Origin of the sequence: Haliea alexandrii, from assembly GCF_003719295.1 — a bacterium.
Classification (GTDB): Bacteria; Pseudomonadota; Gammaproteobacteria; order Pseudomonadales; family Halieaceae; genus Haliea; species Haliea alexandrii.
Map to the genome: position 1 here is coordinate 1,341,146 of NZ_RFLW01000001.1, position 13,015 is coordinate 1,354,160.

The 13,015-nt window shown below is 62.5% G+C and carries 12 protein-coding genes; 8 read left to right on the top strand and 4 right to left on the bottom strand.

Annotated features, from left to right (window positions below; translation table 11 throughout):
* The first annotated feature begins 57 nt into the window (after positions 1 to 57).
* Genes dinB through EGJ68_RS06045 form a run of 3 tightly spaced genes read left to right on the top strand, consistent with a single transcriptional unit; the run spans position 58 to position 3,940 of the window.
* Positions 58 to 1,149, top strand: coding sequence for a DNA polymerase IV (dinB, locus tag EGJ68_RS06035; protein WP_233248689.1), 1,092 nt, complete (start codon positions 58 to 60; stop codon positions 1,147 to 1,149).
* A gap of 45 nt (positions 1,150 to 1,194) precedes the next feature.
* On the top strand, positions 1,195 to 2,376 hold the full coding sequence (gene purT, locus EGJ68_RS06040) for a formate-dependent phosphoribosylglycinamide formyltransferase (protein WP_123033577.1): 1,182 nt from the start codon (positions 1,195 to 1,197) through the stop codon (positions 2,374 to 2,376).
* Positions 2,377 to 2,413: 37 nt separating this feature from the next.
* Complete coding sequence (locus EGJ68_RS06045; protein WP_123033578.1) at positions 2,414 to 3,940, top strand: acyl-CoA synthetase; 1,527 nt, start codon at positions 2,414 to 2,416, stop codon at positions 3,938 to 3,940.
* A gap of 6 nt (positions 3,941 to 3,946) precedes the next feature.
* Here EGJ68_RS06045 and EGJ68_RS06050 read toward each other — a convergent pair whose 3' ends face one another.
* Entirely contained in the window at positions 3,947 to 4,618 is a 672-nt protein-coding gene (locus EGJ68_RS06050) for a glutathione S-transferase family protein (protein WP_123033579.1), read from the bottom strand.
* Between the two features lie 184 nt (positions 4,619 to 4,802).
* Between EGJ68_RS06050 and EGJ68_RS06055 the strand changes: the two genes are divergently transcribed.
* Positions 4,803 to 6,164, top strand: coding sequence for an aspartate kinase (locus EGJ68_RS06055; protein ID WP_199227937.1), 1,362 nt, complete (start codon positions 4,803 to 4,805; stop codon positions 6,162 to 6,164).
* 18 nt (positions 6,165 to 6,182) lie between these two features.
* Here the strand turns inward: EGJ68_RS06055 and EGJ68_RS06060 are convergent, their stop codons facing one another.
* A complete protein-coding gene (locus EGJ68_RS06060; RefSeq protein WP_123033580.1) occupies positions 6,183 to 7,496 on the bottom strand; it encodes a M20/M25/M40 family metallo-hydrolase in 1,314 nt (437 codons plus the stop codon).
* A gap of 254 nt (positions 7,497 to 7,750) precedes the next feature.
* Between EGJ68_RS06060 and EGJ68_RS06065 the strand changes: the two genes are divergently transcribed.
* Genes EGJ68_RS06065 through EGJ68_RS06075 form a run of 3 tightly spaced genes read left to right on the top strand, consistent with a single transcriptional unit; the run spans position 7,751 to position 10,970 of the window.
* Entirely contained in the window at positions 7,751 to 9,835 is a 2,085-nt protein-coding gene (locus EGJ68_RS06065) for a TonB-dependent receptor domain-containing protein (RefSeq protein WP_123033581.1), read from the top strand.
* Positions 9,836 to 9,837: 2 nt separating this feature from the next.
* Complete coding sequence (gene hemP / locus EGJ68_RS18495) at positions 9,838 to 10,020, top strand: hemin uptake protein HemP (RefSeq protein WP_199227938.1); 183 nt, start codon at positions 9,838 to 9,840, stop codon at positions 10,018 to 10,020.
* Positions 10,020 to 10,970 carry a DUF6607 family protein gene (locus EGJ68_RS06075; protein WP_199227939.1) on the top strand — a complete coding sequence of 317 codons (951 nt, stop codon included), beginning with the start codon at positions 10,020 to 10,022 and terminating at the stop codon, positions 10,968 to 10,970. Before hemP ends, EGJ68_RS06075 begins: the two co-directional genes overlap by 1 nt.
* A gap of 17 nt (positions 10,971 to 10,987) precedes the next feature.
* Here the strand turns inward: EGJ68_RS06075 and EGJ68_RS06080 are convergent, their stop codons facing one another.
* Positions 10,988 to 11,434, bottom strand: coding sequence for a DUF2721 domain-containing protein (locus EGJ68_RS06080; RefSeq protein ID WP_123033583.1), 447 nt, complete (start codon positions 11,432 to 11,434; stop codon positions 10,988 to 10,990).
* A gap of 82 nt (positions 11,435 to 11,516) precedes the next feature.
* Complete coding sequence (locus EGJ68_RS06085; protein WP_158283527.1) at positions 11,517 to 12,320, bottom strand: glycerophosphodiester phosphodiesterase; 804 nt, start codon at positions 12,318 to 12,320, stop codon at positions 11,517 to 11,519.
* A gap of 247 nt (positions 12,321 to 12,567) precedes the next feature.
* On the opposite strand from EGJ68_RS06085, the gene EGJ68_RS06090 reads away from it, so the two are divergent.
* Positions 12,568 to 13,014, top strand: a complete 447-nt coding sequence (locus EGJ68_RS06090) for a 2,4'-dihydroxyacetophenone dioxygenase family protein (RefSeq protein ID WP_123033585.1) — start codon at positions 12,568 to 12,570, stop codon at positions 13,012 to 13,014.
* Position 13,015 lies beyond the last annotated feature (1 nt).

Below are 13,015 nucleotides of genomic sequence, written 5' to 3' on the forward strand. Positions count from 1 at the left end.
CTGTTTGTTGCCTCCCGCCGCCTGCATCTTCGCGGCCAGAGTGGGGGAGCCCGAAAGGTGCTGCGCAAGATCGTTCACATCGACATGGATGCCTTCTTTGCCAGTGTAGAGCAGCGCGATAACCCTGCGCTGCGCGGTCGGCCCATCGCCGTGGGCGGCTCGGCGGAGCGTGGCGTGGTGGCAGCCGCCAGTTATGAAGCGCGCCAGTTCGGTGTGCGCTCGGCGATGCCCTCCGTCACCGCCAAGCGGCGCTGCCCGCAGCTCACCTTCGTGAAGCCGCGTTTTGAGGTCTACAAGGCGGTGTCGCGGCAGATTCGCGCCATTTTCGACGGGTACAGCAGCCTGGTTGAGCCCTTGTCGCTGGATGAGGCCTACCTCGACGTGACCGAGGATCTTCAGGGCATAGGCAGCGCCATCCGTGTGGCGAGCTGCATACGTCGGGATATTCTCGCGGAGACGGGGTTAACGGCTTCCGCAGGCATCAGCTACAACAAGTTCCTGGCCAAGGTGGCGTCAGACCAGAATAAGCCTGACGGCCAATTTGTCGTCCTGCCCGCGGAAGGCGCCGCCTTTGTTGCTGCGCTGCCTACGCGGCGTTTCTATGGCGTAGGGCCGCGCACAGCAGAGCGCATGGCAGACCTGGGTATTCACACCGGCGCTGATTTAAGGGCTCAAAGTCTGGGTTCCTTGCAACAGCATTTTGGTAAATCGGCCCTGTATCTCTATCGCGCGAGCCGCGGTGAGGATGACCGCCCCGTGCGACCGGACCGGGTGCGCAAGTCGGTGGGGGGAGAGCGCACTTATGCGCAGGACATGACATCGAGCGTAGAGCTTTACGCTGCCCTGGAGGACATTATCGACCTTGTCTGGCAGCGTATTGCGCAGCAGGGCGCGCAGGGACGTACACTGACCCTGAAAATGAAATATGCCGACTTCCGGCAGGTTACCCGGGCGCAGTCCCTGCCGGCGCCGATTGTTGACCGCGAGCAGTTCGAGGCGCTGGCACGCTCCCTGCTGGCCGGTCTGTTGCCGGTGCCACTCGGCGTGCGCTTGCTGGGACTCAGTCTGTCCGGTTTCGAGGCGCCCCCAATGCAGCCCACACGGGACATTGCCGAGCCCGCCCCGGCACAATATCCGCTGCAGTTCTGAGCACGGATGATAAACTGGCGGTTTTCGCAGCGGGAAGCCTGAACAATGACAACCATCGGAACACCACTGACGCCCGACGCCACGCGCGTCATGCTGCTGGGCAGCGGCGAACTGGGCAAGGAAGTGGCGATTGAGTTGATGCGCCTGGGTTGCGAAGTGATTGCGGTTGATCGTTATGCCCATGCGCCCGCCATGCAGGTGGCACATCGGGCGCACGTGGTGAATATGCTGGATGGGAGAGCGCTGCGCGCGCTCGTGGAACAGGAGCGCCCACAGCTGATTGTGCCTGAAATTGAGGCGATCGCCACAGACGAACTGGTGGCCATGGAGGCCGAGGGCTGGCACGTGGTGCCGTCGGCGCAGGCCGCACAGCTCACCATGAACCGCGAAGGCATTCGTCGCCTGGCGGCCGAAGATCTCGGCCTGGCCACCTCGCCCTACCGCTTCGCGGCAACCCGCGCGGAATACGAAGCGGCGGTGGAGGCGATAGGGCTGCCCTGTGTGGTGAAACCCATCATGTCTTCCTCTGGCAAGGGGCAGAGCACGTTGCGGTCGCCGGCGGATATCCAGCCGGCTTGGGATTACGCCCAGTCGGGCGGGCGCAGCGGGGCGGGCAAGCTCATCATCGAGGGCTTTGTCGACTTCGACTACGAAATCACTTTGCTCACCGTGCGCCACCGCGACGGTACCCGCTTCTGTGAACCCATCGGACACCGGCAGGAAAAGGGCGACTACCGCGAGTCCTGGCAGCCCCAGGCCATGAGTGCGGCAGCGCTGGCCGACGCACAGCGGGTGGCGAGCGCCGTCACCGATGCGCTGGGTGGCCACGGCATTTTTGGCGTCGAGCTGTTTATCAAGGGCGATGCGGTGATCTTCAGTGAAGTGTCCCCGCGGCCGCACGATACCGGGCTGGTGACGCTGATCTCGCAGAACCTCTCGGAGTTTGCACTGCATGCGCGGGCCATTCTCGGGTTGCCGGTGCCGGCGATTCGCCAGTGGGGCCCTGCGGCGTCTGCGGTTTTGCTGGTAGCGGGAGACTCCAGCAACATGCGCTACGGCAACCTGGCACAGGCGCTCAGCCTGCCCGACACAGACCTGCGACTGTTCGGCAAGCCGGAAGTGCGCGGCGAGCGGCGCCTCGGGGTGGGGCTGGCGCGCGGCAATAGCATCGAAGAAGCGGTGGAGAAGGCGCTGCAGGTCACTGCCGCCATCGAGGTCAGCCTGTGAGTCGGCCTTGCGACCCACGATACGTGTATGGCCGTGCATGAGTAGCACAACGGCGCCTTCGGCAACGCGGTTGCACGAGCTGCTGGCACTGCAGGCGCAGCGCCAGCCAACAGCGACGGCACTCTGGTGGCAGGGGCAGGCGACAAGCTACGCGCTCTTGCAGGCGCGCGTGGTTCAGCTCGCGGGACGACTGGCGAGCGTCGGTAACCCCGGCGACCGTATCGGCATTCTCGCCTTCAATGGCCCCGAATTCATCGAGTTGATGTACGCGGCGGCAGCCAGTGGCCGCATCCTGGTGCCCCTCAATGCGCGTTTGGCACCCCCGGAGTGGTGTTACCAACTTGGCGCGTCGGGTGTCAGTCTGCTGTTTGCCGATGCCGAGCTAATGCACGCGCTGCGCGCGGACCCGGGGGCGCCGCGGGCGTTGTCGGTGGTCGATTTACAGGGCGACTATGCACAGTGGCGGGAGGGGCCGCAGGCGACTCTGCCCGCGACTGCGGCGGATGATCCGGTGTGGATTCTGTACACCTCGGGTTCCACCGGCAGGCCCAAGGGCGCGGTGCTGACCCACCGGTCCTTTCTGGCCGGGCTTGAGTCTGCGGCACTGGCGCGGCCGGTGCTCCCGGGCGACACCTACCTGTACCCGTTTCCGCTGTTTCACGTCGCGGCGCACAATGTGCTGTTACAACACCAGTATGGTGCCGCCGTCGTGTTGTTGCGGTCGTTTTCCCCCGAGGCCACCCTTCGAGCCTGCCGGGAACAGCGCGTGACCACTCTGTCGCTGGCGCCCACCATGATCGCCATGCTGCTGGATGACCCCGCGTTTTCCCCGACGGACTTTGCCTCTGTGCGCACCATTGGCTACGGCGCCTCCGCGATGCCGGAGACCCTGCTGCGCAGGCTGCTCGCTGATACTGGCGTCGGCCTCTGCCAGAGTTACGGCATGACGGAGTTGTCCGGCAGCGCGGCCTTCCTCACCGTGGAGGATCACCAGCGCGCCGTGGCGGGGCAGCCGGAGTTGCTGCGCACCGTGGGCAAGCCCCTGGCGACGGTGCAGCTCAAGGTCGTGGATGGGGCCGGAGCGGCCTGCCCGCCCGGGGTGGCCGGTGAAGTGCTGGTGAACGCGCCGCAGTGCATGAGTGGCTATTGGCAGCAGCCTGAGGCAACGGCCGCCGCGCTGGTGAACGGGTGGCTGCATACCGGGGATGTCGGCCGCTTCGATAGCGCAGGTTATTTGAGCATCGTGGATCGCAAGAAAGACATGATTATCAGCGGTGGCGAGAATGTGGCGTCGCGCGAGGTGGAAGAAGTGCTGCGCAACCATCCCGCGGTGAAAGACTGCGCGGTCATCGGTTTGCCGGACGCCCAGTGGGGGGAACAGGTGGCCGCGGTGCTGGTGCTGGACGGGGAGGCCAGCGATAGCGAGCTCGCGGCGCACTGCCGCGCGCGGCTGGCCGGCTACAAAACGCCCAAGACCTGGCGACGCGTGCAAGCCCTGCCACTGAATGCGGCGGGCAAGGTGGACAAGCCAGTGCTGCGGGCCGAGGCCCGCGAGCTCAGCTGATGACCCCTACTTGCCGCGCTGTATGGCCGCGCTGACGTACTCCATGAACTCCGCCATATTGGCTTGCTGGTCCGCGTCTACCTGCTTCGACACCGCTTCCTCTGCCATGTGCGCATCCCATTCCGCGAGGCCGGGTACCGCCTGCAGTACGTCCCACTGGAGCTGGCTGGGGCCGACCAGCTTGGGCATGGCCAACGCATAACGCAGGTAGATGTCTGCCAGCGTCATATCGGCCCCACACACCCAGGGCGAGAATGCGGCCAAACGCGCCAGGCCGGCGGCGCCCTTGTCGAGCGTTGCGCGCACCTCCTCCTTCACGCCATCCGCCACCGGGGCATTCGCCAGCACGGCGGGCAGCAGCCGTCGTCCTGCCAGTTCGAGATACAGCTCCGCCACCTTCATGACCTGACGCACAAGGGCACGCTGTTCCGGGTCTGCGGGCAGCAGCGGCGTTTGTGGATAGGCGTCTTCGATGTACTCCACCAGCACGCTGCTTTCAGAGAGCGCGGTGCCGTTTTCCGTGGTCAGTGCGGGCACCTTGCCGGCCGGGCTTACGGCGAGCAGCTCTGGCGCTCCCGGGTAAACCAGGTTCTCGGTGAAATCCACGCCTTTGTACAGCAGGCAGTGTTTGACGATGTTGTAATAATTACTGGCGGAGAAACCGTGCAGTGTCAGCATGGGGGTGTGATCCTTGTCGTGAGGTCGTTGGTGTGCAGGAGTGTACGCGTTCTCGCCGTTACTGGGCCAGCAGCGCGGCGGCCTCTTTGATGCAACCTCTTTAGCTCAGCCCTGCCTATCCAGTAAACTGTGTCGCTCTACGGCACCCCACTCCGGCGGTGCGCGAGTGTACGGGATTATCGCAGTGACGGATCAAGATCAGGCGGTGGCGGGGAGTGCGGCCGCCCAGCAGCGTATCGTGTGTAAATTCGGCGGTTCCAGCCTGGCGAGCGCGGCGCAGCTGCGCAAGGTACGGGCGATTATCGAGGCGGATCCCCGTCGCAGCATCATTGTCCCCTCGGCACCCGGCAAGCGCGACAGCGCGGATACCAAGGTCACGGACCTGCTGTATCTCTGCCATCACGCGGCGAGCATGAACGCCGATTTTTCCGCGCCGTTTGCCCAGGTGGCCGAGCGTTTTGCGGCGATTGAGCGGGAGCTGGGCATGCAGCCGATGATGCACGAGCACCTGGAGCATTTTCGGGCGCAGCTCGCCGCAGGCGTGAGTGCGGACTTTGCGGCATCGCGCGGGGAGCATTTCTCGGGCCTGCTGTTGGCGGCATGGCTGGGCGCCGAGTTTGTCGAGCCCGCGGAATGCGTGGTCATTGGCAGCAACGGCCTGGTCGATCCCGCCACCTGGGCGTTGCTCGGCGCACGCCTGCAGGACAGCACCCGGCGTTACGTGGTACCGGGCTTTTACGGGAGAGATGCAAAAGGCGAGGTGCGCACCTTTTCCCGCGGTGGTTCCGACGTCAGCGGTGCGGTTGCAGCACGCGCAGCGCATGCCGCGCTGTATGAAAACTGGACCGATGTGTCTGGGCTGTTGATGGCCGACCCGCGCATTGTGCCCAACCCCCGGCCCATGGCCGAGGTGACCTACGCAGAGATTCGCGAACTGTCCTACATGGGTGCCAGCGTCTTGCACGATGAAGCCATGGCGCCGGTGCGCGAAGTGGGTATACCGGTCAATATTCGCAATACGAACGAGCCGCAACATCCGGGTACGCGCATTGTTGCCGAGCTCTCCCCCGAGGTTATCCAGAGCACACAGATAGCAGGCGTAGCGGGCAAGTCGAACTTTGCCATGATCACCATAGGCAAGCACCTGATGAACCGCGAAGTGGGCTTCGTGTATCGCCTGCTGGGTGTGCTCGAGCACAATGACATTCCCTTCGAGCATTGCCCCTCGGCGATTGACAGCGTGAGCGTGGTGCTGGAGTCGCGCTGGCTGGAGGGTCGGGTCGACGGCCTGCTGGATGAGATTCGCCGTACGCTGGAGCCCGACGAGCTGGAGTACGTGCCGAGCATTGCGCTGATCGCCATAGTCGGCGAAGAAATGGCGCGCACACCGGGTATTGCAGCCAAGGTGTTCAGCGCACTGGCAACCGCTGGCGTGAACGTGCGGCTGATCAACCAGGGCGCCTCGGAGTTGAATATTATCGTGGGTGTAGCGCCAGATGATTACGCGCCGGCGCTGCGCGCAATCTACAATGCCTTTATTGGCTAGCGTGGTGGCGTCACTACGCTATTCCTGCGCCAGCCGGTAGAGCAGCACGGCCGCACGCTTGGCCTGCAGGGCGAGGGACGGCAGGTAGCCGGTTTCATTGACCGTGTGGCCCTCGCTGCCGCTCATGCCCAGGCCGTCGATGGCCATGTCCACATGGTCTGCGGCGAAGGAAATGTCCGCCGCCCCGGCGCGCAGCGGATTGACCGCTGTGACCGGCCCGAACCCCAGATCCTCACTGACTTGTGAGTAGAGCGCCAGCAAGCGCAGATTCCCCGCAGAGGGCGCCATGGGCGGGTAGCCCTCGTCGAAGGCGAGTTCCGCCGCTGTCTGGGGCAGGTGTTCTGCCACGATGGCCTGCATGCGCGCTTTGCTGCGTGTCAGTTGTTCCGCCGACAGGGCGCGAATGTCGCCCTCCACCAGCGCGTATTCTGCCACCACGTTGCTTTTGCCGTAGGTGCTGGTGGTGTTGTCCACCGGGTTGTTGCGCAGCGTGGTGCCGCCGGCCATGCGTCCCGGGTTGAAAGTGAGATACTCCTCACCGCGCAGCGCCTCGTCGTCGTGGAAGGCGCTGATAATCCGCGCGGCCTCATAAATGGCGCCCGACCCGATGTCCTCACGAAACACCTGAGAGGAGTGCGCGGGGATGCCGCTAACGTCAAGCTGCCAGCTCACACTGCCGCGCCGCGATACATTGGCGGTGCGATAGTCGCCGTCCCCATTCTCGAAACCCAGAGCCACATCGGCGTAGCGCGCGGCGTCAATCAGGGCCTGTTTGGACAGCGCCAGTGGTTTGCCGCTCAATTCCTCGTCACCGGTGAGCACGACGGTGACGTCCAGCTGCTCCAGCACACCGCTGGCGCGCAAGGCGGATAACGCCTGCAGCATGATGACGTTGCCGCCTTTCATATCGGCGATGCCGGGGCCGGTGGCGTGTTCGTCGTCGATGCGGGTGAAACGCTGGAACGGGCTGTCCGGCTCGAACACGGTGTCGAGGTGTCCGATCAGCAGCACCTTGCGACCCGCCTCGGCGCCTGCATAGCGGGCTACCAGGTGACCCGCACGCTGGAAGCTGGAACCATCCACCCACTCCACGGTGAAGTCGAGCTGCGCGAAGGCCTCACTGAACAGATCGCCGACCTCGCGCACACCGGCCAGGTTCATGGTGCCGCTGTTGATGTTCACACTGCGGATCAACAAATCCGTCGCCGCGGGCAGGTTGGCCTCAATGTGTTCACTTAGCTGCTGCTCAATGGGAGTTGCCGAAAATGCGGGTACGCCCGCCGAGAGCATGCCGACTATGCCGATCAGCCAGTAGCGCAGTTGTTTTCTCATGTCTCGATCCTTGGGATGCATGCCCTGTGATGGTGCCTGTTTGGTGGAGCAATTGCGAATGTTAGCGATGGAGCGCTGCGTTAGTGGGGCGGCAGCCGAGGTCTCGCGAGGAAATTTGTTATTCAAGTGTTGCGAATGACTATCATTAGTATTAAAGTTTGAGCGTGCAGACATGTTCTGCAAAGCCAAGCCAGCACGCGTGTGCCTAGCCAGGCCGAAAACCTGACCTTTTTCGGACGGAACTGGAGTACACCATGCGTCTTGTATTGACGATATCGATGTTGCTGGCGATGACGCCACTTTATGCATCAACGCCCGATGACCCTGTGCCCGGCACAGCGGCACCGCGGACGTCCGGGAATATCCTGGAAACCATTGTGGTGTCAGCCACGCGCACCGAGCGTGTGTTATTCACGACACCCGCAGCGCTCAGCATCATCGATGCCCAAAGCATCAACCTGATACAGCCCTTCGGCTATCAGGATCTCTTTGAGTCAGTGCCGTCGGTGAACGTTGTGGGTGGGCCGCGGCGCATTGCTGAGGAGCCATCGATTCGCGGATTCAGCGATGAACAAGTTGTTCTTCGCATTGATGGCACGCGGCTGAACTACAACAAGGCGCACGGAGGACGTTTTCTGCTGGATCCATCCTTGCTGAAGTCGGTAGAGGTCTTGCGTGGAGCCGGCTCATCGCTCTACGGTAGTGGGGCGCTTGGCGGTGCTTTCGTGTTGGAGAGCGCCAGTGGGCGCGATCTGGCAAAACGCGATGCGCCGGCCGGTGTGCGTCTGACCACGGGCTTTCAGTCCAACGGCGAGGAGTGGCGGCTCGGAGCCACGGGCTACGCGGCGGGAGCACGCCATGATGTATTGGCACACCTGAGCGGGCGTTCTCTCGGGGAAAATCTGATCGACGGGAGTGGCAACGATATTCTGGCGACGCGCGACGAGTCGGTAGCCAGTTTGCTCAAGCTGGGTTTCACGCCAGAACAGCAGCGCCTCGAGTTGGCGTTTGAGTCTTTCGACAATGATGGACGCAATCCAACCAATGCCAATGAAGTGGCCACGCCGGACAATCTGGTAGATCGCACTACCGAGCGGCGCAACCACCGTCTCCGCTATCAGCTGGCGCCGGACGATCGGCCGTGGCTCGACCTGTCGTTGACCGCCTATGAAAACAATGTCACCACGCGCGAGTTCCGTCTGGACGACGCACGGTTGGACCTGAGCGACTTTCGCACGCGCGGCGCAGAGCTCGTCAACACAGCGACGGTTCCCTTGCCGTTTGCGGACGCGGTGCGCCTGACGGGCGGACTCGAACTGTATGAAGACCGTCAGTCCGGGCGCCGCAACGGGGCTGCCAGGCCGCAGTTCCCCGATGCAAAGGTGGAGTATCAGGCGGCGTTCCTGCAGGCCGAAGTGCCGTTACCCGGGGGTTTTGCGGTTATTCCCGGTATGCGTTTTGATGCTTTCGACTATAGAGCCGATCGCAGTTTTGCAGACCGCGACGATCAAGAGCTGACTTCCCGGCTGTCTATCTCCTGGCAGCCCATAACATCACTGTACCTGTGGGCAGAGTATGCTGAGGCATTTCGCGCCCCCAGTCTTGGCGAGCTGTTTGCTGATGGCGTGCACTTCATCGTGCCGCTTGCGCCGGGACAAGTGGTGGTGAATGAGTTTGTTGCCACACCGGAGCTGCGCGCCGAGCAGAGTGAACAAGTGCAAATGGGCGCGCGCTGGCAGCAGGAGAACGTATTCCAGCGAGAATTTACACTGAGTGTCGAGACAACCGTATGGCAGAGCGATGTCGCGGACTATGTCGATCAAGTGGTGATATTTATCGACGGCCCGCCGCAGTTTGACCGGTTTACCGAAACGCTGGTGTTTCCGGGCAGTACCACCAACCGCAATGTTGATGCCGAGCTGCAGGGAGCCGAGCTGTCAGCCGATATCAGTCATCGTCTTGGCTATGTCTCTGCTGGCCTGACATTGATCGATGGCGAGAGACGTAACGGCGAAGATCTCGCCAGTGTGCAACCCAATCGTGCCACGCTGGGAGCCGGTGTGTACCTGCTCGAGGGGCAGCTGACGCTCGCGGCTAACCTTGTGCTTTCCGATGGCCGGCGCGATGTGCCTTCAGGGGCACTGCAGACTGCGGGGTACGGAACTGCTGATTTCTATGTTCAGTATCGGCCGCGCCAGGGCATGTTGAAGGACTGGGAGTTCAACCTCGCCCTGGACAACGCATTCGATAACAGCTATCGGGTGCATCCCAATGCGATAGCACAGCCGGGTCGTAGCCTGCGTTTATCACTGTCGCGCAATTTTGGCTGGGGTGGCTAGCGGTGCGACGTGACCTCCCGCAGGAACCTCGGACAACATCTCGGCGAGCGAGCGGTTCCCGGGAGCTGGAGAGCCGGCAGCTGCTCGGCCAGGACAAGCGGCTAAAGATACGACACGGCGATACGTTGTATGAACTCCGCGAGACGCGTCTGGGAAAATTGATTCTGACTAAATGGGTAGATTGATGAATAACGTGAGTTTGACCGTGGTTTTTGTGATGTTTCTCACCGCATGCGTGCATCAGCCGGCAACTGATTTGCCGCACTCGGCTGCGGGGGCTCTCCCGCCGTCAGCAGATCGGGACGCGATTCTGGGGATGGCGGGAGAATACGATGTTCGCTTCGCCTTCGATGAAACGGTAGTGCTGCGCGAGGGCTATCTGCGAAAGGAGGCGAAGCGAAGCGGTGCTGCAGAGTTGGTGCTTGTTGTTGAGAACTCTCCTGAGAGAATCATGCTGCAGCATTTACTCGTTATGGGTGAAAGTGTCGTTAAACACTGGCGGCAGGATTGGGTGTGGCAAGCGCCCACGCGGTTGGAGTTTGTTGCGGACCAAACCTGGCAGTCTGTGGCGCTGACGCCGGAGGAAACCTCTGGGCGCTGGACGCAGTGTGTCTACGAAGTCTCTGACGCCCCGCGGTACTGCGGCACTGGTGTCTGGAATCATCGCTATGGGCAAGCGACATGGACATCTGATCGAACTTGGCGCCCCCTGCCCAGGCGTGAGTACACTACGCGTGACGATTACAATGCGCTGAACGTGAAGAATCGGCACACGGTGGTGCCGGGCGGCTGGACACACGAACAGGATAACAGCAAGGTGGAGCGATCTGCCACGCAGCCGCTATCGGTTATCGTGCGGGAATTTGGCTTTAACGATTATCGGCGCACTGATGCCATTGATTTCACGCCGGCTTACGCATACTGGGAGGAAACAGCAAGTTTTTGGGCCCAGGTGCGCGATACATGGCAGGCGCATTTTGCACGGGGTGGCGTGGTGTTGGAGACAGCCGTGGACGGTATGCCAATCATTGACGGCTTGTTTACCTTGGCCGATGAACGCCGCGAGTCAGGCCTGCCGATACCGCAGGCCCGCATTGATACCGTGTTCGACAGCTATGTGCGCGCGGCGCCTTGAGGTGTCGAGGCGCGCGTTTATTCGCTGTACTCCAGCCCCGCAACCAGTACGCGGGTGGCAAGCTGCACCTCCTTGAGAAACAGCACCAGCGCCACGATCAGCAAGAGCAGACCGAGCACGAACGCGACCACGACAAAGGTCTCAATGTGTATTGCCAGAAAGTCTCCGATGAACAGGCTGACCACGACCACGCACACCATCAAGGCTGAGGCGGTGCACATGCCGATAGACCAGTTGATGATCTTGACGCGTCTCCACAGGGTGCGCAACTCGCGGCTGGCCAGCGCCAGCTTGTCTGCATCGCTGAAGGTGTTAACACGCCGTTCAAGCACTCTGGCGCGGTCGACGATGCGCCCCAATCGGCCCGACATCACGTTGAGAAAGCCGGCAATGCCTGCCAACAGGAATACCGGGGCGACGGCGATCTGAATAATGCTGGCGAGGGCGGTGACGGAATCGGCCATGAATGTCTCCCTGCGGCATGGCGGGGTGTACGGTCGGTCATTCTGCGCCAGGCGCGGTGTGCTGGCAAATAAACAGCCCGTATCAACCGCGGTGATCGCCCCTTTGCTCATTGTTGATGAGCGTTTGCAGCCTGAGTGCGTGGTCAGTGAAGATCCAGTCCGCGCCGCGGTGAACTTCACGGCGGAGGGCACCGGGCCGGGTCACAAAGCCGGTGCCCACCGTACGCCCGGCGGCGTGCAGCCCTTGCAGGCGCCGTCGTCCCAGCAGGGCGAACGAGCCGGCGAGCCCCCCGTGGCCCAGTGCGGCATTCTCGGCGATGATGCGCCCTGTGTTCATCCAGGCGACGTCCACGCACGCGGCGCGCGGCAGATCGGGAAATCCCTCCAGGTGATCGGGCACCAGGGAAAGCAGGTGGAAGTCCCGCACGGGCTCCAGCCCCGTCAGGCAATCCATCACGCGCTGAGGGTATGCGGGGCGCTCACGCCACGACTCCTTTACTTCCAGCATCAGGTGCACCTTGCCCGCGAAGTCGCGCACCAGCTCGGCCAGCGTGACAAGTGTTGGCACCGCTGCACGCAGTTCGGTCAGAGTGCTGTGCGCAATCGTCAAGCCGGGCCTGCCGTGCAGGCGCCCGCAATCGGGATCGTGGTGGATCACGGGATACCCGTCGGCGGTCAGTCGAATGTCGGTTTCCACCGCCCAGACCCCCGCCGTTACGCAGTGTGCGAAAGCGGCCGTCGTATTTTCTCCGGCAATGCCGGGACCGTGTGCACCCCGGTGTGCAACCAGTTTGACCTCGCGTCCCCGCAGCGTCGCGCGCGAGCCGGGGCTGATGCTCCACAGGGAATTCGCGAGGCTGTTCAACACGCTGCTGATGCTGGGCATGATGATCCTGAAGGTGGGTAATACGCGAACCATACGCCGTTCCAAGCCGTCATCCAATGGCAGGCGCTGCATCGTAGCCCGTGGTCCGGGCGTGGCCGGTATGTGAGACGCATGGATTGACGCGATGCGGCGCGCAGTGGGCTATTTCTCTACTTGTTGCCGGCACGCGCACACAGTATCCTCAGTGAATAACCAATAGTTACCCGTGTTGGCATCATCACCCAATTCGATGCCGTGGAGTCCTGTCATGAAAATGCCGCTCGCCGTCCATATTGGCAACCACGACCTGCCCTTCGTCGATATTGGTGATGGCAGCCAGCTCAAGGTGTTGCAGGTCAAGCCGGATGAGGGCATCTGGGTGATCGAGAACATATTCCAGGCGGGCTATGAGGTGGAAACGCACCGTCACACAGGCCCCGTCTACGGCTTTACCACCAGCGGTGCCTGGAAGTACAAGGAATACGACTACGTCAATCGGGCAGGGTCGTTCCTGTACGAGCCTGCGGGCTCAGTGCACACACTGCAGTGCGTTGAAGACAACACGCGGGTCTGGTTCCACATGACCGGCTCCAACATCAACCTCGACGAGGCCGGAAATATCACCTCGGTGACCGATGGCGGGCTGACCCTGGAGTTCTACCTCGCCATGTGTGAGCAGCAGGGTATGCCGCGCCCCAATGTGCTGGTGGGCTGAC

Excerpts from the sequence above, each read along its gene's own strand:
- EGJ68_RS06045 (WP_123033578.1), top strand. The coding sequence starts at position 2,414 with ATGAGTAGCACAACGGCGCCTTCGGCAACGCGGTTGCACGAGCTGCTG.
- purT (WP_123033577.1), top strand. The coding sequence starts at position 1,195 with ATGACAACCATCGGAACACCACTGACGCCCGACGCCACGCGCGTCATG.
- EGJ68_RS06060 (WP_123033580.1), bottom strand. The coding sequence starts at position 7,496 with ATGAGAAAACAACTGCGCTACTGGCTGATCGGCATAGTCGGCATGCTC.
- EGJ68_RS06090 (WP_123033585.1), top strand. The coding sequence starts at position 12,568 with ATGAAAATGCCGCTCGCCGTCCATATTGGCAACCACGACCTGCCCTTC.
- EGJ68_RS06075 (WP_199227939.1), top strand. The coding sequence starts at position 10,020 with ATGAATAACGTGAGTTTGACCGTGGTTTTTGTGATGTTTCTCACCGCA.
- EGJ68_RS06050 (WP_123033579.1), bottom strand. The coding sequence starts at position 4,618 with ATGCTGACACTGCACGGTTTCTCCGCCAGTAATTATTACAACATCGTC.
- EGJ68_RS06085 (WP_158283527.1), bottom strand. The coding sequence starts at position 12,320 with ATGCCCAGCATCAGCAGCGTGTTGAACAGCCTCGCGAATTCCCTGTGG.
- EGJ68_RS06065 (WP_123033581.1), top strand. The coding sequence starts at position 7,751 with ATGCGTCTTGTATTGACGATATCGATGTTGCTGGCGATGACGCCACTT.
- EGJ68_RS06080 (WP_123033583.1), bottom strand. The coding sequence starts at position 11,434 with ATGGCCGATTCCGTCACCGCCCTCGCCAGCATTATTCAGATCGCCGTC.